This is a genomic window from Kitasatospora sp. DSM 101779 (assembly GCF_025655475.1).
GTDB lineage: Bacteria > Actinomycetota > Actinomycetes > Streptomycetales > Streptomycetaceae > Kitasatospora.
On sequence record NZ_JAHTIK010000001.1, the window covers coordinates 1,103,397 to 1,129,553 of the forward strand.

Annotated in this window: 12 protein-coding genes and 2 pseudogenes; 10 read left to right on the top strand and 4 right to left on the bottom strand. The window is 74.5% G+C overall.

Going from position 1 to position 26,157, the window contains the following annotated elements:
• The 7 genes and pseudogenes from KSNIM_RS05185 to KSNIM_RS05215 all read left to right on the top strand — a co-directional run.
• Positions 1-830: pseudogene (locus KSNIM_RS05185) on the top strand (hypothetical protein); the annotation flags it as partial.
• 102 nt (positions 831-932) lie between these two features.
• Complete coding sequence (locus KSNIM_RS05190; RefSeq protein ID WP_263102038.1) at positions 933-1,871, top strand: hypothetical protein; 939 nt, start codon at positions 933-935, stop codon at positions 1,869-1,871.
• A gap of 4 nt (positions 1,872-1,875) precedes the next feature.
• Positions 1,876-14,913: a toxin glutamine deamidase domain-containing protein gene (locus KSNIM_RS05195; protein ID WP_263102039.1), complete on the top strand. Its 13,038-nt coding sequence runs from the start codon at positions 1,876-1,878 to the stop codon at positions 14,911-14,913.
• Positions 14,914-15,069: 156 nt separating this feature from the next.
• On the top strand, positions 15,070-16,125 hold the full coding sequence (locus KSNIM_RS05200; protein ID WP_263102040.1) for an NAD-dependent epimerase/dehydratase family protein: 1,056 nt from the start codon (positions 15,070-15,072) through the stop codon (positions 16,123-16,125).
• A gap of 91 nt (positions 16,126-16,216) precedes the next feature.
• Positions 16,217-16,903: pseudogene (locus KSNIM_RS05205) on the top strand (glycosyltransferase family 2 protein); the annotation flags it as partial.
• Complete coding sequence (locus KSNIM_RS05210; protein ID WP_263107835.1) at positions 16,877-17,566, top strand: DUF2064 domain-containing protein; 690 nt, start codon at positions 16,877-16,879, stop codon at positions 17,564-17,566. The pseudogene KSNIM_RS05205 and the gene KSNIM_RS05210, both read left to right, overlap by 27 nt.
• On the top strand, positions 17,563-18,237 hold the full coding sequence (locus KSNIM_RS05215; RefSeq protein WP_263102041.1) for a class I SAM-dependent methyltransferase: 675 nt from the start codon (positions 17,563-17,565) through the stop codon (positions 18,235-18,237). Before KSNIM_RS05210 ends, KSNIM_RS05215 begins: the two co-directional genes overlap by 4 nt.
• A gap of 33 nt (positions 18,238-18,270) precedes the next feature.
• Here KSNIM_RS05215 and KSNIM_RS05220 read toward each other — a convergent pair whose 3' ends face one another.
• Complete coding sequence (locus KSNIM_RS05220) at positions 18,271-19,653, bottom strand: glycosyltransferase 87 family protein (RefSeq protein WP_263102042.1); 1,383 nt, start codon at positions 19,651-19,653, stop codon at positions 18,271-18,273.
• A 112-nt stretch (positions 19,654-19,765) separates the two neighbouring features.
• Here KSNIM_RS05220 and KSNIM_RS05225 point away from each other — a divergent pair, with 112 nt between their 5' ends.
• Both KSNIM_RS05225 and KSNIM_RS05230 read left to right on the top strand, forming a co-directional pair.
• Positions 19,766-20,941 carry a molybdopterin-dependent oxidoreductase gene (locus tag KSNIM_RS05225; RefSeq protein ID WP_411543660.1) on the top strand — a complete coding sequence of 392 codons (1,176 nt, stop codon included), beginning with the start codon at positions 19,766-19,768 and terminating at the stop codon, positions 20,939-20,941.
• Positions 20,941-21,375 carry a hypothetical protein gene (locus KSNIM_RS05230; protein WP_263102043.1) on the top strand — a complete coding sequence of 145 codons (435 nt, stop codon included), beginning with the start codon at positions 20,941-20,943 and terminating at the stop codon, positions 21,373-21,375. The genes KSNIM_RS05225 and KSNIM_RS05230 overlap by 1 nt, the downstream gene beginning before the upstream one ends.
• Here the strand turns inward: KSNIM_RS05230 and KSNIM_RS05235 are convergent.
• Together KSNIM_RS05235 and KSNIM_RS05240 are read right to left on the bottom strand one after the other, a co-directional pair.
• Positions 21,341-22,195 carry an S-methyl-5'-thioadenosine phosphorylase gene (locus KSNIM_RS05235; RefSeq protein ID WP_263102044.1) on the bottom strand — a complete coding sequence of 285 codons (855 nt, stop codon included), beginning with the start codon at positions 22,193-22,195 and terminating at the stop codon, positions 21,341-21,343. The genes KSNIM_RS05230 and KSNIM_RS05235 overlap by 35 nt on opposite strands.
• 122 nt (positions 22,196-22,317) lie before the next feature.
• Positions 22,318-23,169, bottom strand: a complete 852-nt coding sequence (locus KSNIM_RS05240; RefSeq protein ID WP_263107837.1) for a class I SAM-dependent methyltransferase — start codon at positions 23,167-23,169, stop codon at positions 22,318-22,320.
• A 59-nt stretch (positions 23,170-23,228) separates the two neighbouring features.
• On the opposite strand from KSNIM_RS05240, the gene KSNIM_RS05245 reads away from it, so the two are divergent.
• On the top strand, positions 23,229-23,900 hold the full coding sequence (locus KSNIM_RS05245; protein WP_263102045.1) for a PadR family transcriptional regulator: 672 nt from the start codon (positions 23,229-23,231) through the stop codon (positions 23,898-23,900).
• 249 nt (positions 23,901-24,149) lie between these two features.
• On the opposite strand, the gene KSNIM_RS05250 is transcribed toward KSNIM_RS05245, so the two are convergent.
• Entirely contained in the window at positions 24,150-25,577 is a 1,428-nt protein-coding gene (locus KSNIM_RS05250) for an alpha-amylase (protein ID WP_411543845.1), read from the bottom strand.
• Positions 25,578-26,157: the final 580 nt, after the last annotated feature.

Below are 26,157 nucleotides of genomic sequence, written 5' to 3' on the forward strand. Positions count from 1 at the left end.
CCGGGTTCGGCCGCGGCGAGGCCGGCAGCGCCACCGGCACCGGCCGGACCACCGGCCCCGCCGGCATGGCCGGGGCCCACGCCCCGGGTGGCATGGGCGGCGCCGGCGGCCGCGGCGAGAAGCGCGGCGGCAACCGTTTCGTCCGCCCCACCCGCTTCGGCTGCGAGGGGCTGGAGGACGAGGACGAGATGCTGCTCGGCGATCGCGGCATCACCGGCCAGGCCGTCCGGCACGAGGAGGGCGACCGCCACTGGGAGCGGATGCGGCGCAGGTGGCTGGACTCGGCCCGCACCGACGGCCCGGCCCCGCACGCCCAGCCCGCCGCCGGCGGGGAAACCCCGGCGGAACAGAACACCCTGCTCAACCAGCTGACCACCGCTCTGCTCGGCCCCGAGGCGGGCACGGACGGCGCGACCGCCCTGGCCGGTATCGGCAGCGACTCCTCCGCCGACGGCACCACCGGCACGGGCAACGCCAACGGTGGCGGTGAGGGCGGGACCGCGCCGGCCGGCGGCGACCGGTCGGCGCACGGCACCCGGGGCGAGAGCGCGTCCGGCACGGGCACCTCCGCCTCGCCGGACGAGGACTACCTCGACCGCGCCCGGTCCGCGGCTGCCCGTCGCGGCCGCCCGGACGACGACAACCCGGCGGCCTCCACCACCGGCACGGGGTCGGGGACGGACGGCGCCGGCAAGCCCGCCGAGCGGGCCCCGCTCCGCGAGGAGGGCGGCTACCAGGTGCCCAGCCCGTTCCTGCGGGCCGCACTCGCCCGACTCGCGACCTCCGGCGGCGCGGACGGTGCCGCCCCGGGCGGAGCGGCGGCCTCGTAACCGACCCGCCCCCGCACGGAACGTCGCACACCCCGCAGCCCTCCCGCCGTCGTCCGCCCGCTCCCGTGAGCGGGCGGACGGCCAGCACGAACTGGACGAACCATGGATGAGCAGACAGGCGCAGAACAGGCTCACGCCGCACTGCGCGAAACCGTGATCAGCCCCCGCCAGCAGGACGTCGCACTGCAGCCGACCGAGGCGTCGGAGGTCGCGGAGCCGACCGCGCGCCTCCAGCCGATGGAACGCGGCGTCCCGATGGCGGAGCCGACCGCCCGTCTGCAGCCCATGGAGAGCATCCCGCTGGCCGAACCGACCGCGCGCCTCCAGCCCATGGAACGCGGCGTCCCGATGGCGGAACACGCGGCCCGCCTCCAGCCCACCGAGAGCATCCCGCTGGCCGAACCGACCGCGCGCCTCCAGCCCATGGAACGCGGCGTCCCGATGGCGGAGCCGACCGCCCGGCTACGGTCCGATGCGGTGGAGGCGTCGCCGACCCGGACGACTGCGCTCGCCGCGACGCCCCGGACCGCCACCGACGCCCAGGTCAAGCGACTGGCGCCGACCACCGGTGCCGCGACGCAGTCCGGCGGATCCGCAGGCAGCGGCTTCGAAGTGAACCCGGAGCAGTACCGTGCCGCGGTCAGCCCGGTGCTCGCGGCGGCGGACCAGCTCGCCCAGCTCGTCACCGGCCTCTCCGCCTTCCTCGACCACACCCAGTCGACGGCGCCGTGGGGCAACGACGAGTCCGGCAAGAAGTTCGCGGAGGGCGAGAAGGGCTACCTGAGGTACAGCACCGACACGCTCAAGGGGCTGAAGGGCATGCCGGACGCCGTCCGCTACGTCGCGGACGGCCTCAAGGCCATGGCCGAGAACTACCGGGCGGCCGAGGAGGGCACCACCTCCGTCTTCCAGGGCGGTGGCGCCGAGGACGTGTCCGTCCCCCAGGCCGGTTCGTACAGCGCGCCCGTCAACGTCACCTCGCCGGGCGCCACCTTGCGGAACATCGCGCAGGCCCACCCGTCCACCACCCGAAGGGCCTGATCCGATGGCGGTCGAACTCCCCGAGCCCCTGCAGTGGGTGCTCCTCCTGCTGGCGGGCACCCGCTGGCCGGAGGCCGACGAAGACATGCTCCGCGACATGGCGGAGCGCTGGCGCGACGGCGCCAAGACCCTGGAGGACGCCGGGCGCTCCGCAGACTCGGCGGTGAAGCGCGCGCTCGACGGCCAGCGCGGCGCCGCAGCCGACGCACTGGCCAAGCACTGGTCGCAGTTCACCACCGGCAAGGGCACCGAGGAGGACCCGGGCTACTTCCCCGGACTCGTCCAGGCCTGCAACGGCATGGGCGACATGCTGGAGGCGATGGCCAACTCCGCGGAGACCGCGAAGATCCAGATCATCGCCCAACTCGGCATCCTGGCCTTCGAGATCGCGACCGCCGAGGCGGAGGCACCGTTCACCGCGGGCGCCTCGCTGGCGGAGATCCCGGTGTTCGTCGGCATCAGCCGCACCGCCGTCCAGCAGATCCTCAAGCAACTGCTCAAGGAGACGCTGCAGTTCGCGGCGAAGCAGGCCGCACAGATGGCCGCGATCAACCTGCTCGCTCAGGGCATCGAGGTGGCGGAGGGCCACCGCAAGAACATCGACATGAAGGAGCTCGGCCAGAACGCGCTCGGCGGCGCCGTCGCCGGTGCCAGCGGCCACCTCATCGGCAAGGGCCTCAGCGCCGGCGGTTCGAAGCTCGGCCTCAGCAGCGTCATGGAGACCACCGCGGGCCGGATGGCGCACGGCGCGGCCGTGGGTGTGGGCGCCGACGTGTCCACCCAGCTCATCACCACCGGCCACGTCGAGGGCGGCAGCCTGCTCGGCTCCGGCCTGAGCGGTGGTGCCGCGGTCGGCCTGCACCGCGGCGCGGCCGCCGTGAAGGGCCACTTCAACGGCCCGCCGAAGATCCCCACCCCGCACGCCGGCCCCGAGGGCGCCGGCAGCGGCACCACCGCCGGAGCGGGCGGCGCACCGGTCTTCTCCAAGCCGGACTCCGGGTCGTCCAGTTACCGGGGTCCGTCGGCTGAGGGGCTGTCCGGCGGCGGCTCGCACGAGACGCCCGGTTCGACGGGCTCCACCGGTTCGACCAACTCGACCAGCTCGGCCGGCAGTTCCGGCGGCGGGCACACCGGTCCGACCATCGGTTCGGCCGGATCCACCGGCTCGGGAAGTTCGGCTGGTACAGGCGGATCGGCAGGTACGGCGCACAGCGGTGGCGAGGGCGGCGCGAGCCGTGCCGAGAGCGCTCCCGCCCCGGCCTCCGGTACCCGCGGACTGGTCCCGTTCGGCTCCGACCGTCCTGCGCCCTCCGCGGAGCGTGCCCCGGCAGCCGAGACGCCGGTCCACACCTCCGACCGCCCGGCGCCGACCCAGACCACCGCGACGACGCAGCCGGCCCCCCACGCGGCCGACCGTCCTGCGCCCGCGGCCGAGCACACCCCCGCGCCCGAGACCGCTGCGGCCCCGGCCGCCGCCCGTGGCGACTCCGCCGAGCCGGCGCCGCGTCCCGCAGAGCCCCTGCACCAGGTCTCCGAGAGCGCGCCGCGCGCCCCCGAGACCGCTGGCCGGGGCACCGAGCACGCACCGGTCGCGCACGAGCAGGCCCCCGGGCAGGTCCACGAGCAGGCACAGCCGCAGGGCCGTCAGGACGTCCAGCCGTCGCCGCACGCGTCCACGGCCGAGAGCCGCACGGTGCCGGCCGACCCGGCCCCGGCGCACGAGTCCCGGCCCGCCACCGCGGATCACGCCGGCGACCGGGTGCCTGCCGCCGACCGGCCGACGACCGCCCAGGTCCACGAGGCCCCGGCGCCGAACCGCGAGCCGTCCGTGCCCGCGCACGAAACACCGACCCCCGTCCACGAAACCTCGACGCACACGCAGCAGACCGCAGCCCCTGTGCACGAGACCCCCGTCCCGACCCGCGACACCTCCGTGCCTGTGCACGAGACGCCTGCGCACGTGCCCCCCGCGCACGAGACGCCTGCGCACGTGCCCCCCGCGCACGAGACACCTGTGCACGAGACACCGGCGCACACGCAGCAGCCGAACGGCCCCGTCCACGACACGGCGACGCCTGTCCACGAGACGCCCGCCCCCGCGCAGCAGACCCCGTCCCACGCCCAGCCGGGCACCGGGCCCGTCCACACCGCGGCCACGCCCGTCCACGAGACCCCGACCCCCGTCCACGAGGGTGACGCGGCGCGCCCGGCGGCGGCCGTGCCGCATGTGGCGGCTCCGGCCGCGGTCCCGGCGCAGAGCCATGCCGCGGGGGGTGGCGGCGCGCACCGTGCCCCGGCTCCCGAGTCGGACTCCCCGGCACGGGCGTCCAGCCCGCCGGACGGCACCGGCCTGCCCGGCGGTGCCGCGCACCCGGCCGCGTCCGGTGGCGACACGCACCTCGACGGCGGTACCCGGATCTCGGGCGGTCACACCCCGACCAGGCCGGCGCCGGTGCCGGAGGCGGTGCCGAACCAGATCGGTCCCGACGCCGCCGCCTCCACCGTTCAGCAGCCGGCGGGCACGCCGCCGGTGGCGGGCGGCTTCATGCCCGGTCCGGTGCCGGGTGGCGGCGCTGCCCACACGGCGGGCGGCGGCACCCGTACGCCGTCGGCCCACGCTCCGACCGACGCGGTGTCGCAGCGTCCGGTGGAGCCGACCTCGCAGCCCGGTGGCGGCGGCACCGTCCGCCCGGGCGCGGGCCGGACGTCCGACACCCATGTTCCGCCCCCGCCCCCGCCGCCGCAGCACCAGGCGGGCGGGACTCCGCGGACCCTCGGCGACCCGAACGGGTCCTCGTCGTCCGCTCCCCGCACCGGTCGGACCGGCGACGAGCACCTCCCGCCGCCGCCCCCGCCGCCGTCGGGGAACTCCCGGATCCGTCCGATCGACGAGGCACCGAACCAGGACGAGCTGGCGCAGCTGCACCAGCACCCGGCCGGCCCGTCGCTGATCCACCCGCCCAAGGCGGATCCGGCGGCACTGGCCCAGTACAAGAGCGACAACAAGTTCAACTTCAAGCTGACCGGCGAACTGCGGACGGCGGCGGACACCCTGCCGAACAGCTCGTGGGGGCGGCACGACTCGGGCGTCCAGACGCCGAGCGGCAGGCCGGACGTCAAGGTCAGCCCCTACTCGCAGTCGCTCAAGACGCACCTCGACCCGTTGACCTTCAAGGCCCTGCACAAGGACACCGCGAACGCGGTCACCGGCCCGCTGCGCAACCACCTCGGTCCGGAGGCCCAGGTGTACTACGGCAACAAAATTCTGGAGGCGGCGGGCAATCTGGACTTCCGTACGCAGGAGCACTTCCAGCAGCAGGAGTTCCGCCGCAACGTGCTGGAGCGCCTGGCCCGCCAGGACTCCGAGAAGACGTGGAGCCCGGTCGGCGAGCAGCGGGTGAACGACCACCTGACCGGCTCCACGTCCGCGATGGACGGCGTGAACCGGCTGCTGGGCGGCCACAACGGCCACCCCGGCTTCGACGGCATCGTGCTGGGCGAGTCGCACGGCGGGTCGCCGAGCTGGCGGTTCCTCAACGAGAACATGCACGACCTGAAGGCCGCGGGCGTCGACCGGATCTACGTCGAGTCGCTCCGCGACGACGCCTTCCAGCAGCACCTGGACGCCTTCCAGCGTCCCGGGGGCACCATGTCGCCGAACCTGGAGCGGATGCTCCGCACGTACGACAGCGACTGGAACTCCCCGGCCGGCCACGGCCTGTACGACACCGTGGTGCGGGCGAAGCAGGAGGGCGTGACGGTCCACGCGGTGGACGGCTACCCGGCGCGGGCGCCGCAGGGTGTCCCGCATGCCATGCAGGAGCGTGCGCGGCTGCTCAACTCCTACATGAACCACGCCATTACGGAGGGCGGCGGGACCGGCAAGTACGTGCTGGTCGCCGGCAAGGCGCACGTCCAGGAGCACCCGAGCAGCAACGACCACCGGATCCCCGGTGTGGCCGAGATGCTGGGTGTGCCGGGGGTGCGGCTGACCGACAGCGGCCAGTCGAACCCGAACGGCGCACCGCACGACGCGTCCGCCGGCACCGCTTCCGGGAACATGCGGCTCGGCTACGTCGACCCTGCGACGACCGGGCGCGACCCGGCGGACGCGGCCAACCAGCACGGCAACGGCGCCCCGCCCGCCCCGCCGCTGCCGCACCAGGGCGGGGGCAGCTCCTCGCAGTCGACCCGGAGCCTCGGGGGCGACAGCACGCCGGTGCCGCCGGCCCCGCCTGCGGCGCACCAGGGCGGGGGCAGCCCGTCGCAGTCGACCCGGAGCCTCGGGGGCGACACCACCCCGCCGCCTCCGCCTGCCACGCCTACCCAGCACAGCACGGCCGGGTCCTCGCAGCCCGGCCACCAGACCCCGGCCACGACGACGCCGAACACATCGCCGGCCCCTGGCCACAACGCGCCGTCGACCACCGGCCACCCCGCGCCGTCGACGACCGGTCACACCAACGCGCCCGCCGCCGGCCCCACCAACCCGCCCGCCACCGGCCAGCACAACGCACCGTCGACCAGCACCCACGACCAGTTCCTCGACCGGCAGAAGCAGGCGCGCGACGCCGAACTGCAGGCGCTGTCCGGCAAGTCCCCGGTGCGCGACGCGGTCGGCCAGCTCGGTCGCGAACAGCGGGCGGTGGCGACGCCGCCGCCCGGCGCCGACCGGCTGCGGCAGGACCTGCCGTCCATGTCGCCGCAGGAGCGGACCCGGGAGCTGGCCGGCCTGACCCCGGAGAACCGGCGCTGGCTGGCCCGCGACCCGCAGACGGTGGACGCGCTGAAGAACGGGCTGCCGCCGAAGGAGTTCGCAAAGACCGCGGCGGAGCTGATGGTGCACGTCGACCCGCGCGCGGAGCGCGCGCCCTCGGCGCGGCAGGAGGCGCAGCAGCAGATCGCCCGGATGCTCCAGGACCCGGAGACCGCCGCGCGGCTGCTGAAGAACGGCGCCGACGTCGTGGTGGTCCCGAAGGACGTGCGGATGCCGGACGTCCCGGAGCTGAACAACCTGCGCGGGGTACACAACAACTCCTCGGCGGGCGCCGGCCGCGGCTACGACGACATGCGCGGCTCGGGCGGACGGCACTCTGCGGTCACCGAGGAGAACCTGCTCGGCGAGCACACCGCGATCGGGCACGGCGGGCACTACGAGGACGGGTACTCCACCACCACCCACGAGTTCACCCACACCGTGCACCGGTACGGTCTGGACGCGAACGACCAGAAGCTGATCACCGACACCTTCAACCAGAAGCACGGCGACCCGAACGCCGCCTGGCCGGACGGCCCGCGCCACGACAGCAGCGGGAAGCCGGTCGACAACTACTCCTCGCGCGACGAACAGGAGTACTTCGCGCAGGTCACCAACGCGTACCTGGGCACCAACCACGGCACCGACCCGTACACCGGCCAGCCGCGCAACAACGGCGCGGACTGGGTGCGGCAGAACGAGCCGGCCATGCTGCCGCTGCTGGAGAAGCTGTACGGCAAGGACCCGGGCGCGGTGCACGCCGGCCCGGCCAACCCGGTGCACGCCACCACGGCCGAGAACCAGATGTACGAGGGCTTCCGGGACTTCATGGACCGGGTCGACGGCGACCGGAGCAACCCCCCGGCCCACCAGCCGCCGACCGCGCCGCCGCCGACCACGCCGGCGGGCAACCCCGGCCAGCACGGCGGGAGTTCCTCCCACCTGCCCCCGCCGCCGCCGAAGGCGCCGGGCTTCGGCAGCAAGCCCGCGGCTGGCGACGGCTACTCGCACAAGATCGACGGCGAGAAGACCTTCGAGGCGATCAAGGACTTCCTGCCGGACTCCGCGGAGTTCGACAAGGTCAAGGACGGCCTGAAGAAGTACGAGCGGTCCGCGCTGATCGACGGCGACACCGACGCGATCCTGCACTCGTACCAGCAGCAGAAGCAGTTGCACGTGGACGTGCTGCGCCGCAACGTCCCCGAGTCGCTCGACGCGGTGAACCGCCGACTGGACGAGATCGCCCACCAGACACCGGACCGCCAGGCCGAACTGGCAGGCGAGAAGCACAACCTGGAGACCGCGAGGGCGAACCTGGAGGGGCAGCGGGACCGGCTCGCCGTCTACGAGCACGAGCTGGCCCGGCTCAAGGGCGAACCCAAGCCCGGAACGCCCGAGTTGAAGGCGCTGCAGGACGCCCGCCAGCAGGCGGAACCGCGCATCGCCAAGGACGCCATGGCGCGGATCGAGGAGCAGCGCAAGGCCGTCGCCGACCTCCGGCAGGAGGCCGACCGGCGGCTCAACGACGCCGAGACCGCCTACCAGAACGAGACCAGCAAGCGGACCGCCGCCGGCTCCACCAAGGAGACCGCGGCGGAGGCGGCCGCGAAGACCACCCGGAACGTCTTCGCGAGCCGGGTCGAGGACCTCAGGGTCCGCGAGGAGGAGCTCGCGCAGGACCTGCAGGCGCGCAAGGACGCGCTCGCCGGGAACTACGGGCCGACGCCGCCCAAGCCGAAGAAGGGCGCCGAGCACGAGCTGACCGACGGTGCCTACCGCGCCGCGTTCGGCTACTCGGACCACGGGGTGATGGCGGGCGAGCCGCACGCCGAGAAGACCGTTCGCCGGATGGTGGACGGCGACGTCAAGCTCGGTGCCGCGGTGGTCAACCGCAACCACGTGGTGGCCGACTACATGGTGCACAAGTACGTGACGGCCGCCGTGTTCAAGGCGAGGTCGTTCGGCGACGAGCAGCACCGGGTGGAGGCGTCGAAGACCTTCTCCGACTTCGCCGACACCATGGCGCCCGACCAGCACCGGGTCTACGACAAGGACGGGAAGCGGGCCGCCAAGCGGCTCGACGCCAAGGGCGGCGTGGAGCACGCCGCGCTGACCTGGCGCGACCTCGGCTACACCGCCAAGGACGTCGACCTGCGCGCCGCCTACGGCAACGACAAGCTCGCGCCGGCCTTCAGCCCGGCGAAGATGGACGATCCGGCGAGCGCGGGCGCGGCCAAGCAGGAGCTGCAGAACCAGCTGAACCGGTCCGGCCTGGACGGCCCGGCCAAGGCGGAGTTCGACCGGTACGCGGACACCGTGGCGAAGTTCTCCGACGATCCCTCACCGCAGCACCTGGCGGAGATGAAGGATGCCCTCGCGGCCGTCCACACCAGGGTGCGCGAGCAGGCCGTCGAGGATCTCGGAGTGGTCCACGGCGTCACCGGGCCGCGCCACCTGGACGACACGGTCGCGGCGGCGCGGCAGGCGGCCGCCGAGCCGCCCGGCGGCCCGGGCGGCTCGCCGGCGCACGAGAGGCTCGCCGACCGGCTCGACGACCTGGCGGGCGCGTACGACCGCCTCGGCCAGGACCGCCAGGACCTGAAGAGCCTGGCGCACGACCTGCGCAACGATCCCAACGCGGTGCGGCCCGAGCAGCTGGAGGCGTTCGCCGACAAGCTGCCGAACGAGCGCGAGCAGCTGCGCCGGGACGAGGTGCAGCACCGTCTCGACGAGGCGGGGGAGACCCTCAAGCCCGGCGGCACCCCGGCCGCGATCAAGTCGGCCGCCGCGAAGCTGCTGCCCAAGGCGGACGCCGACATCAGGACGGTGGGCGAGCAGTACGGAGGCGCCTTCCCCCGGGCGGGCGCGGGGGAGAACCACCCCGCCGGCCTGTTCGACCGGGCCGTGCAGGCCAAGATCGAGGACGTGCCGAAGCTGATCGAGGAGATCACCGCGGGGCTGTCCAACAGCGCGTCCAACCTGCGCTTCGGCGACGAGCTGACCAACAAGTGGATCCAGAACTTCCTCGACCCGCACGTGATCCGGGACCAGGACGTGCTGACCGCCGTGGCCAAGGGCGACCTGCCGCCCGAGGCGCTCTACTCGCCGCACACCCTGGACCTGCTGCGCGGCCTGCGCACGCTGGAGGACACCGGTCTGGCCCCGCGCGGTCTGCGCGACCTGATGGCCCCGAAGACCGAGGCCGACATGGTGGACCTCCACCAGCCGGGCCAGAAGCCGAGCGCCAGCGCGGTCAACATCGCCGACGAGCACGGCATGCTGACCCACGCGGGCGGGAAGACCCCGGTCTCCTCGTCCGGTGACTTCACCCGCCAGCCCGGCCAGTCGGCGAACCCGGTGGTCGGCTCCGAGGGACTGCACGACCCGGCCCGGGACGCCCGGCCGGGCGCCGAGGGCCACGAGATCGGGACCACTCCGCCCCCCGCCACGCCCCAGCCCCCGGCGAGCCGGGACACCGACGTGGTGATGGCCGACCACGACACGCCCACCGCGTCGCAGGACCACGACACGCCGATGCCCTCGCAGAGCCACGACGTGCCGATGCTGTCGCAGAGCCAGGACCACCCGATGGCCTCGCAGCAGACCGTCCGGCCGGAGAAGCGCCGGGTCGACCCGGACGACGACATGCTGATGCCCGACGCGCCGCCGGCCAAGCGCCGCGCGACGGACGCGGTGCCGACGCCGCCGCCCCCGCCGCCGGTCGCGCACCCCGTCGGGGGCGGCCACCAGAGCACCGGCACCCGGGGCTTCGGCTCGCTGCCCTCCCCGCCCCCGCCGCCGAACGGAAGCCACGCCCAGGCCGCCGGGTCCGGGACTCCGCACCAGCCGGCGGCCGGACACGACGGCGCGCCGGAGCACCAGGGCCAGCAGCACGGGCAGCCGCAGCACGAGGCCGACCCGCATCAGCACCACGAGGACGCCGACCAGCAGCCGCACGACGACCAGCAGGTACCGCCCGTGGAGCCGCTGCTCCCGCCGGTGGGCACCCCCGAGTACGGGATCATGCACGACCCGGGGAGCTTCCTGCGGGACACCCCGCTCGGGGTGGACTTCGGCTCCGGGCTGAGGCTCCGCACCGAGGGGCTGCAGCAGCACCAGGTCAACTCCTTCCTCGCCAAGTTCGAGGGCAGTGACCGGCACTGGTTCGCCCTCGTGCGCGACCCCGCCCGCAGCACGCCCGACAAGGACGCCTTCGTGCTGACCCCGGCGTGGGAGAAGTACGCCCAGCACAGCGAGGAGTTCCGGCCCCCGGCCGGCGTCCGTCTGCCCGATCCGATGCCCGACCACCACTACGTCACCGCGCTGTACGCCCCGTACAAGTCCGGGACGGCGGGCGCCGACCACACCATCGGGCACGTCGAGGTGCCGTTGCACCCGGACCCGGCGCGGCCGGGCGACGCGCTGGTGGTCACCGGCGGCATGAACGGCTGCGCGTTCGTCGCCACCGACGTGAACCCGCACACCGACACCTTCCGGCTGTGGCACTTCCAGTCGTACTCGGCGAAGAACAACCTGGTCGGCGGCGCCGAGTTCCGGGCGGACAAGACCGTCACCGACTGGTTCGGCCCCGACGAGTACCGCTCGCCGCACCCGTTCACCTTCGAGGTCACCAACGTCCTGCACCACGGCCCCGACGGCTGGCACGTCACCAGCCAGGAGTCGGTGCAGGAGCAGGGCAACCCGCACATCGGCAGGCAGACCACCCGCCCGTTCAGGCTCGACCCGCCCAGCGAGGCGGACCGGGTGCAGATGACGGTCGGCCCGTACCACATCAACGCCAAGGAGCAGGTGGAGCGGTTCGACGACCTGGCGAACAAGCTGCAGAGCAAGCTCCCGCCGGCCACCGACCCGAAGTTCCGCACGGCCCGCAACGACCTCTTCGAACAACTCCGCGACCTGCGGGGCCGGCTGGTCGCCCAGGCCGACGCCGTCGGCGCGCTCACACAGCCCGGCACCACCATGCAGCAGGTCCATGACGGCGCGGCCGCACTGCAGCAGCAGGCCGCCGTCGACCGGCAGCACGCCCAGGGCGAGTCGATGCTCTTCACCGCCCGGATGAGCGCGCTGGGCCACGCCAACCCGCGCTTCCACGAGCTGGAGGCACTGCAGCGGCAGCTGTTCGACGAGTTCGCGCCGCAGGACGACCGCTCCTGGCTGTCCGTCATGTCGCGTGACAGCGCCGGTCAGTTGCAGAGGCTGGCCGAGGAACAGCACCAGCACGACCCCGCGCCGGGCTTCGGCTCGCTGCCCTCGGCCCGGCCGCCGGCCGCCACCCACGACACCGGTGCGTCCGAGCACCGGCAGTCCCGTGCCATGGACGTCGACGAGCCCGCCCCGGCCGTCCCGCACCGGCAGGACGCGGACGGCGACACCGTGATGCAGGAGCGCACCGAGTCGAACAGCCGCAAGCGCGGACGGGACGAGGACGACCGGCCCGTCGACGAACGGGAGGCGAAGCGGCGGCGGACACCGTCGTACGAGAACAGCGACGCGGTGATGCACGACCGCGGCTACCAGGCAGCGGGCGCCCGGCACCCGTTGACGCAGGACCTGATCAGCTACCTCGGTGGCGAGCCGAAGGTGCATCCGCCGATGAGTTCCTCGCTGCTCGGGAAGGTGAACCCGCATGCCGCGCCGGTTCACCCGGGTGAGGGCTTCCGGCCCGGCAACGACCTGAACGCCTGCCTGGAGAACGTGGAGGCCTACCGGGACACCCACTTCGGCCGTCCCCGGGTCTCCGGGCAGACGCTGCACGGGAACGTGGAGCCGAATCCGGGCAACACGCTGTGGAAGCGGCACGACGGCCCGGCGCTGTTCGGTGAGGGCGACGCCGCGGTCCGGAAGCTGATGGAGAAGGTGCAGGCCGGCGGGCCGGGCAGCTTCGCCACCGTGCTCGGCGCGGGCAAGGAGGGCGCGGGACACGCCGTCGCGCTGGTCCACGACCGCGACGGGCGGCTGCGGTGGGCCGACCTGACGGACCGCAAGGTCACTCCCGCGACCGGAGGGATGCCGGAGAACTTCCGCTCCGACTGGACGGTGTGGGCGTCCGTCGCCGACCCGCGCGAGAACAACATCTCGGGCCCGCACGACCCGAACTTCATGGACACCTACTCGACCTTCTCCCGGCCCCGGACCGAGCACACCCCGGAGCCGATGGACGTCGACGGCTTCGGCACCGTGCAGGGCGCCCAGCAGGGGTTCGGCTCCCGGCTGTCGGAGACCCGGGCCCCTGGCTCCGGGGACGCGCCTCCGCCGCCGCCCCCGCCGCCCGCCTTCCGCACCGGCCCGGTGTCGCACGGCGATCACGTCCCGCCGCCCCCGCCGCCGACCACCACCGACCATCCGATGACCGACCACACCACGACGGACCACACCGCGATGGACGTCGACTCGCCGGCGCCGTCCGCCGCGCCCTCGCGCCGGCCGCTGGCGGTCGCCGTGCAGACCGTGGTCGTCGGCACCGACCACGCCTCGCCGCACGGGCGGGACGTCTTCCTCAGTGAGGTGCTGCCCTCCAACGACCGGCCGATGACCAGGTTCGGCACCGACCAGCGCTCGCACACCGTGCCGTGGGCACTGACCCGGCGGGCGGCGAGCGGTCTCGCCGGGCGGTCCGCCGAGTCGGTGTGGGCCGAACTCACGCACGACATCACCGAGTTCAAGAAGTTCCCGCCGGAGCCCAAGGGCGCCGCGGAGAAGGACTACCCGGCGGTCAAGGCACGCTGGGACGACATCGTCGCGCGGCTCGACAAGCTGCCCTCGGACCCGTCCCGCCAGCAGTCGCTCCAGGAGTGGCACCGCGACCTCGGCGACCTGGTGTCCGGCTACATCGAGCTCTCCCAGATCACCTCCTTCGCCTCGTTCGCGGACGGCCGGGCGGTCGGGCACGGTGAGGCGGGGATGCTGGACCGCCTCGGCGCCTTCCAGCGGGGTGAGGGCCCGGCGCCGCGCACCGACGAGGTCGTGGGCACCCTGCTGGACATCAAGCAGACCGCCTCGCTCTCCGAGAAGGACGTCGTCACGGCCAAGGAGCACCTGATCCGCAGTCTCCACCGGGCGTACCCGGACTACATGACGCCGGCCAACCGCACCGACATCGAGCGCCAGCTCGGTCTGCAGCCGGTGACGGTGCAGCCACCCGGGCAGTTGCCGGACGGTACGACCGCCTTCTCCCGCTATCCGCTCAAGGCCGAGCTGGTCGCGGACATCGGCGCCCACCCGAACGACCCGTCGCGGATCGGGCGGATCGTGCTCAGCGAGCAGTCGCGCCCGGACACCCAGTTCGGCAGCAACCAGTACTCGCACGCCGCCTCCTGGTCGCTGATGCGGGAGTCGCTGCTCTCCTTCGAGGGCAGGCCGCGCCAGGAGCTGGAGAGCTGGCTCGGCAACCGGTTCGACGAGATGCAGGACCACGTCGAGGGGCCGATGTCGCAGGCGGTCGACCACGCCCGCCGGGAGCTGGCCAGGCTGGACACGTACCCGCCGCACGAACGGGAGACCAGGGTCGGCGACCTCGTCCGGATCTTCGTCAGTGCGCACCAGAGCCTGCCGCACACCACCTTCGTGGACGGCCTGCAGCACGGCAGCGCCACCTCCAGCGGCGAGCTCGACTTCGACTTGCGCGGCGGTCCCCGCCACGACGAACTGGTGGCGAGCCACTTCGACGGGGCGGCGCCGTTCAACGGCGGGGGCGACAAGCTCGTCCGCTCCTACCGGAGCTGGCAGACCATGGCGGAGACGCTGGGCCCGGTCGGGCCGGGGACCGTCGACCAGGTGGCCGGACGGACCTTCACGGACAAGAACCTCGCCCGGCTGCGCGCATCGGCCCTGCTGAACCCGGTGGACCACCAGACCGGACAGCGGTACCTGCAAGGCGTCCTGGCGTGGGACCGCGGGGTCACCACGGCGTTCCCGAACGACGGCGCAAACGCGGTGGCCTCGACCTGGCAGGCCCACCGTCACGAGTTCACCGTCGACCGGTTCGGCCGCCCCGCCAACCCCGCCGTCCGCCGGCAGGTGGAGACCTGGTTCGACCAGCTGACCACCGCGCAGCGGCCGAGCGACGCCGCAGCCGCCGTCAACGGCCTGACGGCGTACTACGCGGCCATGGCCGCGGGCGGCCGCCGCGGCGCCAACGAGCAGGCGGCCCTGGCGCTGGCCATGACGCCGCCCGCCCGGGTCGCCGGCAGCAAGCGCGCGGGCGACGCCATCGGCGACGACCTCGCCACACAGTTCAGGCGGATGAACCCCGACGACGACAGCTGACCGAGCCGTGCGGGCGGCGGCATCCCGCCGCCGCCCGCCCGGCTCGGGCCGCGTCGTCGGGGCGGGGACGCGACACGGGTCCGGTCGCCTTACCGAAGCATGACGCCCTGCCCGGCACCGGCCCGATGCGCGGTGCGGCCGGTAGCGTCGCAGGGCATGAGGATCCTCGTCACCGGCGGTGCCGGCTTCATCGGTTCGGCAGTGGTGCGTTCGGCCGTGGCGGCGGGCCACGAGGTGCGGGTGCTGGACGCCCTGCTGGAGGCCGTCCATCCCCCGCAGGCCGTGCCCGACCTGCCGGAGGGCGTCGAGTTCCTGCACGGGGACGTGCGCGACGCGCACACGGTGGAGCGGGCCCTGGCCGGGGTGGACGCGGTCTGCCACCAGGCGGCGATGGTGGGTCTCGGACTCGACCTCCGCGACGCGCCGGACTACGTGGGCTGCAACGACCTCGGCACGGCGGTCCTGCTGTCCGCCATGGCCGGCGCCGGGGTGCGGCGGCTGGTGCTGGCCGGCTCCATGGTGGTGTACGGCGAGGGCCGGTACGCCTGCCCGGTGCACGGGGACGTCGCGCCCGCCGCGCGGCGTCCGGAGGACCTGGACGCCGGGCGGTTCGAACCGCCGTGTCCGGTGTGCGGCCGGGCGCTGCGGCCCGGATCGGTGGCGGAGGACACGCCGGCGGACCCGCGCAACGTGTACGCCGCGACCAAACTCGCCCAGGAGCACCTCGCCTCGGCGTGGTCCCGCGCCTGCGGCGGGCGGGTCACGGCCCTCCGGTACCACAACGTCTACGGGCCGGGGATGCCGCGTGACACGCCCTACGCCGGAGTGGCCTCGCTGTTCCGCTCGGCCCTCGCCCGGGGCGAGGCGCCACGGGTGTTCGAGGACGGGGGCCAGCGCCGCGACTTCGTCCACGTCGGGGACGTGGCGGCCGCCAACCTCGCCGCCCTGGCGGGCATCGACGCCTGCCCGGAGGGCGGCTCCCGGGCGTACAACGTCGGCAGCGGCGACGTCCGTACGGTCGGCGAGATGGCCTGGGCGCTGTCGGCCGCCTGCGGCGGCCCCGAACCGGTGGTGACGGGCCAGTACCGCCTGGGCGACGTCCGGCACATCACCGCGGACTCGTCCCGGATCCGCAGGGAGCTCGGCTGGCGGCCCGAAGTCCCCTTCGTGGACGGCATGGTGGAGTTCGCGGCCGCCCCGCAGCGGGTGTGAGCACCCCGGACGGGGCGGCGCCCACCCGTCGGACGACGTCGGAATTCCGTAAGGCGTGGAGTGCGGCGCCGGCCCACCGGCCGCGGTTAGCGTGGCCCGTGTGACCCCTCCCCCTTCCTTCCCGACGGACGTCGACGTCGTCCTCCCCTGCCTCGACGAGGCCGCCGCCCTGCCGTGGGTGCTCGGCCGGATCCCGGCCGGCTGGCGGGCGATCGTCGTCGACAACGGCTCCCGCGACGGCTCCGCCGAGCTGGCCCGTGAGCTCGGCGCGACGGTCGTGAGCGAGCCCCGGCGCGGCTTCGGCGCCGCCTGCCACACCGGGCTGCTGAGCGCCACCGCCGACCTCGTCTGCTTCATGGACTGCGACGGCTCGCTCGACCCCGCCCAACTCCCCCGGGTCACCGGCCCGGTCCTGTCGGGCACGGCGGACCTGGTCCTGGGCCGCCGCCGCCCGACCTCCCCGCGGGCCTGGCCGGTGCACGCCCGGCTGGCGAACGCCGTGCTCGCCGGCCGTCTGCGGTCCCGCACCGGCGCCACGCTGCACGACCTCGGCCCGATGCGGGCCGCCCGCCGGGAACGGCTGCTCGCCCTGGGTCTCGGCGACCGGCGCTCGGGCTACCCGCTGGAGATGGTGCTCACCGCCGCCGCGGCCGGCATGCGGATCACCGAGACGCCGGTGGACTACCTGCCCCGGGCGGGCCGCTCCAAGGTCACCGGCACCGTCCGCGGTACCGTCCGGGCCGTGCACGACATGCGGGCGGTCCTGGCCGCTCCCCCGCCGACCCTGCTGGTCATCGCCAAGGAGCCGGTACCCGGACGTGTGAAGACCCGGCTCACGCCGCCCTGGACGCCCGAGCAGGCCGCCGCGCTGGCCGAGGCCGCCCTCGCCGACACCCTGCACACGCTCTCCGCCGTCCCGGCGGGCCGCCGCGTGGTCGTGCTCGACGGCCGGCCCGGTGACTGGCTGCCGCCGGGCTGGGAGGTGGTGCCGCAGGACGGCGGAGGCCTGGACGCACGCCTGGCCGACGCCTTCGCACACGCCGAACGGCTGGCCCCGGACGCTCCCGCGCTGCTCGTCGGCATGGACACCCCGCACCTGCGGGCCGACACCCTGTCCGCCCCGCTGTCCGCCGTCGAGCGCGCCGGTGTCGACGCCTGGTACGGGCCCGCCACCGACGGCGGCTTCTGGGCGCTCGGGCTGGCCCGCCCCAGCGCGGGGCTGGCCCGACACCTGCTGCTCGGCGTCCCCATGTCGACCGGGGAGACGGGTCCGGCGCTGCTCGAACGGCTGTCCGCCACCGGTCTGACGGTCCGGCACCTACCGCCCATGACCGACGTGGACACCCACCAGGACGTCCGGCTGGCCGCCGCCGAGGCACCCGCCGGCCGGTTCGCCGCCTGCCTGCGCTCGCTCACCCCGGCCCCGGAGGCGACCGCATGACCGCCCCCGCCGTCCCGTGGGTGGACGACCCGTTCAGCCAGGCCGTGCGGACCGGACGCGGCCCGCTGTGGCTGCGCCGCCCGGAGGGCAGCCGCATCGCCCTGGACATCGAACGCTGGTGCGGGCCCGCCGCCGGGGCCGACCACGACCTGCTGCTGCGCTGCGCCCGGCTCTCCGCACCGGTTCTGGACGTCGGCTGCGGGCCGGGCCGACTGGTGGCCGCCCTGCTCGCCCTCGGCGTGCCCACGCTCGGGGTCGACATCACCGCCGCCGCCGTGGCCCGGACCCGCCGCATCGGAGGGCTCGCGCTCCGCCGCTCCCTCTTCGACCGGCTGCCCGGCGAGGGCCGTTGGGGTGGTGTCCTGCTCGCCGACGGCAACCTGGGCATCGGCGGGGACCCCGATGCCGTGCTCCGCCGCAGCGCCGAACTCCTCTCCCCCGGCGGCACCCTGCTGGTCGAGGTCGAACCCGAGGACGTCGACGAGCGGACGACCGTCCGGGTCGAGGGCCCCGACGGCCGGCTGGGACCGCCGTTCACCTGGGCACGGCTCGGCACCGCCGCGACCGTCCGTCGCGCCCGCCGGGCCGGACTGGCCGAGGCGGAACGCTGGACCTCGCAGGGACGCCGCTTCCTCGCCCTGCACCGGGCCCCGAACGCCGGCCGGCCCTGAGGGGCGGTCGGACCGGGGGCCCGCCGGGGCGGCTCAAGCCCGTTCGGGCACCGCCGTCCCCCCGGCCCGCGACGCGTCGGCCCTCTTGCGCACCACGGCCCGCCGGCGGAGACGTCGCCACAGCGCCACCGTGAGCACGCACAGCAGGGCCGCGCCGTAGGCGGCCTGCTGGACCGTCTCGCCGCCGGCCAGGTAGAGCACCTGGCCGGCGGCCGGCACCGCGAGCCACTCCCGGCGGCCGTCGAGCGCCACCAGTGCGACGACGAGCAGTCCGTACCAGGGGTACGCGGGCGCGACGAGCAGCAGCGCCGTCCCGGTCACCAGCAGGGCGCCGCTCCACGGGCGCCGGGGGTCGCCGCGCCGCAGCACCCACAGCACCACTCCCGCCAGGACCGCTCCCGCCGCCCAGGGCGCCCAGCCGTCCGGCAGGACCAGGCGCACCGGCCCGAACCGGCCGAGGTGCTCCTGCCCGTACCCCTCCTCCTGCAGGTACCCGGGCAGGTAGCCCAGGACCGCCGTGCCCGAGAGGGCCAGGTACGGCAGGTACGCCACGGCGAAGGCCCCGGCGGCGGCGCCAGCGAGGAGGAAGTCCCTCCTGGCCGGGCGGCCGGACAGCAGCCCGGACAGCGTGCCCGGCAGGGCGAGCGCCGGCAGTAGCTTGGCGGCGACCGCCGCGCCGGTCAGCAGGCCGCCGCTCAGCGGACGCCGGCGGGCGACCCGGCCCAGTCCCGCGACCATCAGCAGGGCACCGAGCGTGTCGACGTGCGCGTCGTTCACCGCCCACACGGTGATCCCGGGGCACCACCCCCACAGCGCGGCCCGGCGGCTCCCCCGTCCGGCGGTCAGCAGCACACCGGTGGTGGCGACCGCCAGCAGCGCCCCTGCCCCCTGCACCCCGCGCACTCCGCCACCGAACGGGTGCACCGCGAGGAACCACGCCTCGGCGACCGGCGGGTAGATGGTGTGCACGGCGGGCCGGTTGATCCTGGTGCAGTCCCCGGCCGCCGTCCGCCGCTCGTCCCAGCCCCGGCAGCCGTCCGCCACGGGGAACAGGTCGCCGTCGCGCAGCCCGGCCAGCGCCGGATCGTCCGGCGCGTGCACGTAGGGCGAGATCCCGGCCGCCTGCACCCGCCCGTCCCACACGTACCGGTACGCGTCGTCGCTGGTGCGCGGCGGTGCCAGCAGCCCGACCGCGGCGACGAGGACGCTTCCCGCCAGGACCAGCGGCGCCGCCTGACGGGCCGGCACCCGCCGCAGCAGCACCAGGGCGAGCGCGAACAGCGCCGCGTCGAGCGCGTACCAGGCGTAGAGCGCCGTGCGGTCGCCCAGCGTTCCGCCGACGGTCACGGTCAGGGCCAGGGCCGCCACCAGGGCGGCGAGGGCGAGCACACAGGGCAGGCGGGTCCGGGTCGTCACGGGCCCACCCTGCCAGCCGGTGCCCGCGCGCCGGCCGCGGCGAGGCCGCCGTTCGGATTCCGTAAGCACGTCGCACCTCCTTCCGGGCGCCCCGGAGCGCTTCGATGAAGGGGTGGAATCCAAGCCCTCCGGCGGCCCCCGCCGATTCGACCCCGCCCTGCCGCCGCCGCCCGCGTTCCTGCGCCGCGGCCCCTTCCGGCCGGACGCGTTCCGGTCCCCGCTGCACGAGCCGCGGACCACGGTCGTCCTCGGCCGCTGGCTCGGCGCGGCGCTGCTGGTCTGCTTCCTGACCGGGCTCGGCAGCCATCTGCTCCAGTCCCCGCCGACCTGGCTGTCCGGTCTGCTGCCGGCACGCCCGGTGAACGGCTACCGCGTCACCCAGGGCCTGCACGTGATCAGCGGCATCGCCGCGATCCCGCTCGCCGGGGCGAAGCTCTGGGCGGTCTACCCACGGCTCTTCGAGTGGCCGCCGGCACGCAGCGTGCTCCACGCACTGGAACGGCTGGGCATCGCCGTCCTGGTCGCCGCGGTGCTGCTGGAGCTGTTCACCGGGCTCCTCAACACGCTGCAGTGGTACCCGTGGCCGTTCCCCTTCCGGCAGACCCACTTCTGGCTGGGCTGGCTGGCGACCGGGGGCCTGCTGGTCCACGTCGCCGTCAAGGCCCCGCTGATCGCCCGGAACTGGCGCCGGCCCCGGGTGCCGCTGCCGGGCCGGCGCGCCTTCCTCGCCTCGGTGACCGCGGCCACCGGGCTGGTCACCCTGACCACGGCCGGGCAGAGCGTGCCCTGGCTGCGGCGCCTCGACCTGCTGGCGCCGCGCCGCCCGGACATCGGCAGCCAGGGTCTGCCGGTCAACCGCACCGCGGCCCAGGCCGGCACCCTGGTCGTCCCCGCCGACTGGCAGTTGGAGGTCGTCGGCCCGCGGCCCTACCGGATCGGCCTCGCCGAGCTGGGCCGGCTCCCCCAGTCCGAGGCCGTGCTGCCGATCGCCTGTGTGGAGGGCTGGAGCGCGAGCGCGCGCTGGGGCGGGGTCCGGGTCGCGGACCTGCTCGCCCGGGCCGGCGCGCCCGCCGGCTCCGCCGTCCGCGTCACCTCGCTGGAGGCCGACGGCCCCTACCGCGTCATGGAGATGCCGGCGCAGTACGCCCGCGACCCGTTCACGCTCCTGGCGCTGCGCGTCAACGGCGCCACCCTGAATCCGGACCACGGCTTCCCCGCGCGGATCGTCGCACCGAACCGGCCGGGCGTGCTGCAGACGAAGTGGGTCGCCCGGATCGAGGTGGTCTGATGGCCGCCCTGCTCCGCGGCACCGTCCTCGCCGCCGGTCTGGCACTGATCGGCTTCGGCACGTACGGGCTGCTGAACGACACCTACATCACGGCACCGGTGGACGTCCTGGTGTGGGCGGTCGGCGGTCTGCTGCTGCACGACGCCCTGTGGGTGCCGCTGCTCTGCCTCGTCGGTGCGTACCTGGCCCGCGGCCCGGTGCTGCGCGGCTGGCTGACCGTCACGGCCGCGGTCACGGCGGTCGGCCTGCCGGCCGTGCTGCGGGCCGGGGACGACCACGGCAATCCCTCGCTGCTGCCGCTGCCCTACCTGCGCAACTGGCTGGTGGTGCTGGCCGCCACCGCCGTGGTCGCCCTGGGCGTCGGGCTGGTGCGGCGGTGGCGGCGCAGGACCCGCCCGGTCAGGCGCCCGGCACCCCGGGAAGACCGGTCGTGAGGCCGTCGAGCGCGCGGGCGCACGGGCACGCGCGCTCGACCGGCAGCAGCTCGATTGCCTTGAAGAGCACCGTCCGCAGCCGCTCCACGTTCCGTGCGAACTCCGCGAGCACCTCGGTGTGGGTGACGCCCTCACCGCTCTCCACGCCCGCGTCGAGGTCGGTCACCAGGGCGATCGAGGTGTAGCAGAGGCCGAGTTCGCGCGCGAGGACCGCCTCGGGGTGGCCGGTCATGCCGACCACCGACCAGCCGTTGGCGGTGAACCAGCGGGACTCGGCCCGGGTGGAGAAGCGCGGGCCCTCGATCACCACCATCGTTCCGCCGTCCACCGCTTCCCAGGCCGAACCGGCCGCCGCCGCCAGGGCGGAGCGTCGCCCGTGCGGGCAGTACGGGTCCGCCGCGGACACGTGCACCACCTCCGGCACCGAGCCGTCCGGCAGCGGCCGCCCGTCGTAGTAGGTCTGCGCCCGGCCGGAGGTGCGGTCCACGAACTGGTCCGGCACCAGCAGCGTCCCGGGGCCGAGCTCGGGCCGCAGTCCGCCGACGGCGCACGGGCCGAGCACCTGCCGCACGCCGAGCGAGTGCAGGGCCCACAGGTTCGCCCGGTAGTCGATGCGGTGCGGCGGCAGCCGGTGCCCCCGGCCGTGCCGCGGCAGGAAGGCGACCCGGCGGCCCGCCACCTCGCCCACCGCCAGCACGTCGCTCGGTTCGCCGTAGGGTGTGGCCACCCTCACCTCGGTCACGTCCGCCAGCAGTTCGTAGAGTCCGGAGCCGCCGATCACACCGATCTCGGCCGTGGGCCGCTCCTGAATGTCCGTCACGCGATTCGTCCTTCCCGGTCGATGTGCCGCCACTGTAGGAGCGGGAGCCGGGCCGGGCGGCGGTGCACGACCTTACGTTTCACGAACGCCGCTCCCGGACGGGCGCGGACGGCGCCGGGGCTTCAGGCCCGTGTCGCGGTGATCAGCCAGGTGGCCGAGGGGTACAGCACGCCGTCGGACGTCTCGTGGGCGCGGAGGGTCGTCCGCAGGTCGGCCAGCGCGCGGGCGCGGCCGGAGTCGTCGAGGTCGGCCAGCATCCAGCCGAGCAGCCCGCTGACGAACCGGTGGGCGTCGTCGGCGTCGGACCCGAAGTGCATGGGGGCGGTGAGCGGTTCGACGCGCGGTTCGGTGAATCCGGCTCCGGTGAGCAGGCGGCGCACCCGGTCGGGATCGGACAGCGAGAAGGGGCCGGGGCCGTCGGGGGGTGGTGCCGGCAGGTCCCGGCCCGCCGCCATCGCCGTCGTCAGGGCGAGGAACCACTCGTTGAGCGGGGGCGGCTGCCAGACCAGTTGTACGAACCGTCCGCCCGGCCGCACGGCGCGGGCGACGGTGCGGAACGCGACGGCGTGATCGGCGAAGAACATCGTTCCGGTCCGGCTGACGGCGAGGTCGAACTCCCGGGGCGGGAAGGAACGGATCTGGGCGTCCGCCTGCTCGAACCCGACGTTGGCGAGCCCTTGCTCCGCCGCCCGGCGCCGGGCGACGCGCAGCATCGCCGCGGACAGGTCCACGCCGAGCACCCGGCCCTCCGGGGCCCGGCGGGCGACCTCGCAGGTGATCTCGCCGGCCCCGCACCCGACGTCGAGCACACGGTCGGCCGGGCGGACGGCCGCGGCCTCCAGGAGGCGGCCCCGGTAGCCGCGCAGCGAGCGGTCGAAGCGGTCCGCGTGCTCGGCCCAGTAGGCGCCCTCGTCGCCGTCCCAGGCCCGGGCCTGCTCGGCGTTCGACGGGTCGACCTGCAGCGTCCCGGTCATCTCGACCACCGCCCTATACTCCCAATGGGACGATTCCGGTCTAACCCCGAGAGGTCGCGATGTCAAGGGAACCCTCGCTCACCACGACCTCCTACGCCGTCCTCGGACTGCTCGCGGTCCGACCGTGGAGCACCTACGAACTCGCCCGCCAGATGGACCGCAGCCTGGGCCGGATCTGGCCACGGGCCCAGAGCAAGATCTACGAGGAGCCGAAGAAGCTGGTCCGGTACGGGCTGGCCCGGGCCGAGCAGGGCTCCGTGGGCCGGCGCCCGCGCACCGTCTACGCCATCACCCCCGCGGGCCACGACGCACTCGCCGCCTGGCTCGGCGAGCCCGGCGTCGGCCCGGTCCTGGAATCGGAACAGCTGCTGAAGGTCTTCTTCGCCGACTCCGGCAGCACCGCCGACACCCTGGCCACCCTGCGCGCGGCCCGGGCCTGGGCCGTCGAACGCAACCGGGACAACCTCGCCGCCGCCCGTGCCTACGCCGCCGGAGAGGGCCCCTTCCCCGAGCGGGCCGCACAGACGCTGCTGGTCGGCCGCTTCCTCACGGACTACTACCGGCTGGTCGCCGACTGGGCCGACTGGGCCGCGGCGGCCGTCGAGCAGTGGCCCGACGAACCCCGCGACGCAGCCGCCGACCCGGACGAGCTGACGGAGACGGCCCGACGGGCCGCCTGGAGCGCAGCCGGCGACGGACCCGCCCCGCCCTCCGGCTCGCCGGCCGGCTGACCGATCGGTCCCGCATACCCCCCGGGGTGCACTCGCGCAACGCAGGCCCGTCGGGGCGCGCGGAACGAGACCGTCAGTGTGCGCGATGTGCCGGCGGACCGTGTGCCGCGCCTGCGGCAAGGCCGGCTAGGCGGGATGCGGTCAGCACGTCGACCAGGTCCTCGCCCGGGGCGAGCGCCTGGGGCCAGGGTGGGACTGCGGGCTCCGTCCGGAGGACCGCCCGGGCCTTGACCCACCCCGGCCCCGGTGTCAGTTGCCCGCGCCGACGTACAGGGCGATCGCGTCGCCCGCGCCGACCGTGGCCGTGAAGGTGCCGTCGGCCGCGACGGTGTACCGGGTGCCGCTGCACCCTCCGCCGCTGCTCGGGTCCGCGTGCTGGACGTCGCAGTAGCCGCCGGCCGGCAGAGAGGTCTGGAAGGTCCGGGTGATCGGGCCGGTCTCGTGGTTGATGGCCACGTAGCCCTTGCTGCCGCGGCCGAAGGCGATCACGTTGTTGCCGTTGGACCACCAGTTGGTCACCGCGGTGCCGTTCACGGCGTTGCGGAAGCCCACCATGTTGGCGATCTGGCGCCACTCGTGCTGGCACTTCCAGCCGTTCTGGTAGCAGGCGGTGACGGTGCCGCCGTTCGGCGGGCCGGCGTCGATGTCGGTGAACTCGTACCCGGAGTAGACGTTCGGCGAGCCGTACGGCCAGGCCAGCAGGTAGACGTTGGCGAGGGTGTAGGTGTTGCCGTACTTGTAGTTGAGGGTGGAGCCGTTCCGCTCGGTGTCCCAGTTGTCGGTGAAGGTGCGGGAGTTGCCGCTGGGCAGGTAGCCGGCGCCCCAGGAGTCGTTCCAGTTGTTGAGGTAGGCGAGCTTCTCGCCGGTGAAGATCCGCTTGAGGTCGTAGGCGCCCATGAAGGCGTCGACGTCGCCGGTGCCGGTGTACTCGCCGGGCTGGACCGCCTCGCCGGAGGCGTAGATGACCTCCTGGGCCCAGTAGATGCCCGGATTGGTCAGCTTGGCCTTGATCGCGGAGAGGTCGGCGGCCGCGATGTGCTTGGCGGCGTCGATCCGGAAGCCGTCCACGCCCTTGGCGATCAGGGTGTTGAGGTAGCCGGCGATGGTGGAGCGCACGTAGTCGCTGCCGGTGTCGAGGTCGGCGAGACCGGACAGCTCGCAGTTCTGCACGTTGGCGCGGTCGGCGTAGTTGCTGATGTTGCTGCGGCAGGAGTGGAAGTCCCAGTCCTGGTAGTAGCCCGGGTAGGTGTACTTCGAGTAGACCGTCCCGCCGGTCCCCGTGCCGCTGCCCGCGCTCATGTGGTTGACGACGGCGTCCACGACGACCTTCACGCCTGCGGCGTGGCAGGTGTTGACCATGTTCGTGAACGCGGTGGCGTCGCCGAGCCTGCCGGCGATCTTGTAGCTGACGGGCTGGTACGAGGTCCACCACTGACCGCCCTGGATGTGCTCCTGCGGCGGCGACACCTCGACGTAGCCGTAGCCCTTGGGGCCGAGGAAGTTGGTGCACTCCTTGGCGACGGAGGCGTAGGACCACTCGAAGAGCGTGGCGGTGACGGTCTTGGTGCCGGGAGTGGTGGCCTGCGCGGCGGGCGGGCAGGCCACCAGACCGGTGCCGCCGGTGAGGACGGCGAGGGCGGCGAGGGTGGTGGCGCGACGGGCGCGACGGGGCCGGATGCGACGCGGATCGTGGCCGAGCACGACGTTGTCCACGGAGTCTCCTGTGGGGGCGGAGCCGGGTGGGTGGGACGGCCGGAGGCCGGTGGAGCGGCCCTGCGAGCCCGAACGCCGGTGGGGGCCGGACGCCCTTGCTGCAAGACTCATGAAACTTGCTGGAAACTTTCTGCGCTGACCGTAGGGTGCTGATGAGTGCCCGTCAAGAGTTCGGCCCGTCACCCTTCGTCACCCCGCCCCTCCCCCTCACCCCCAGCCGCGACCGGCACCGCGAACGTGCACCTCGAAGAGGCGCCGCGAGGACGGCGGCCACCGGGGACGAACGGGCCGGAGCGGACGGCCACCCCCTCCCGGGTCGTCCGGCCCGCGGCGGCTCGACCCACCGGTACGGGTCCGGGCCGGGTGAGGCGTACGGAAGTTGCGGGACGTACTGGTTCCCCCGGTCCGGGCCCAGGGCACCGGCGGTGGTCGCACAGATCCGCCGGACGGCATCGTCGACGTTCAGGTTCCACGGGGCGACCGCCCGACAGCACCACGGCGTCCGGGCGGAGGCCGGCGTGGACCGCTCCGGCCGCGTGGATCG

Excerpts from the sequence above, each read along its gene's own strand:
- KSNIM_RS05190 (WP_263102038.1), top strand. The coding sequence starts at position 933 with ATGGATGAGCAGACAGGCGCAGAACAGGCTCACGCCGCACTGCGCGAA.
- KSNIM_RS05195 (WP_263102039.1), top strand. The coding sequence starts at position 1,876 with ATGGCGGTCGAACTCCCCGAGCCCCTGCAGTGGGTGCTCCTCCTGCTG.
- KSNIM_RS05200 (WP_263102040.1), top strand. The coding sequence starts at position 15,070 with ATGAGGATCCTCGTCACCGGCGGTGCCGGCTTCATCGGTTCGGCAGTG.
- KSNIM_RS05210 (WP_263107835.1), top strand. The coding sequence starts at position 16,877 with ATGCGGGCGGTCCTGGCCGCTCCCCCGCCGACCCTGCTGGTCATCGCC.
- KSNIM_RS05215 (WP_263102041.1), top strand. The coding sequence starts at position 17,563 with ATGACCGCCCCCGCCGTCCCGTGGGTGGACGACCCGTTCAGCCAGGCC.
- KSNIM_RS05230 (WP_263102043.1), top strand. The coding sequence starts at position 20,941 with ATGGCCGCCCTGCTCCGCGGCACCGTCCTCGCCGCCGGTCTGGCACTG.
- KSNIM_RS05240 (WP_263107837.1), bottom strand. The coding sequence starts at position 23,169 with ATGACCGGGACGCTGCAGGTCGACCCGTCGAACGCCGAGCAGGCCCGG.
- KSNIM_RS05245 (WP_263102045.1), top strand. The coding sequence starts at position 23,229 with ATGTCAAGGGAACCCTCGCTCACCACGACCTCCTACGCCGTCCTCGGA.